Here is a 208-nt window from a genome sequence, read left to right as displayed (position 1 = left end):
GAGTTGCTTAAGCTTTCGCTCATCGATACCGAGTTACTTAAGCTTTCGCTCATGCTTACGGAGTTGCTGAGGCTTTCGCTCATGCTTACGGAGTTGCTTAAACTTTCACTCATCGATACCGAGTTAGATATGCTTTCACTCATCGAGACTGAGTTACTTAAACTCTCACTCATTGAAACGGAGTTGCTCAAACTTTCGCTCATTGATA

The 208-nt window shown here is 42.8% G+C and carries 1 pseudogene; it reads left to right on the top strand.

From position 1 onward, the window contains the following. Window positions 1-208, top strand: a pseudogene (locus LMC10_RS01320) (hypothetical protein); the annotation flags it as partial.

It is taken from the genome of Limosilactobacillus reuteri subsp. simiae, from assembly GCF_020784875.1.
GTDB lineage: Bacteria > Bacillota > Bacilli > Lactobacillales > Lactobacillaceae > Limosilactobacillus > Limosilactobacillus reuteri_H.
This window is presented reverse-complemented; position numbering and strand designations above follow the sequence as displayed.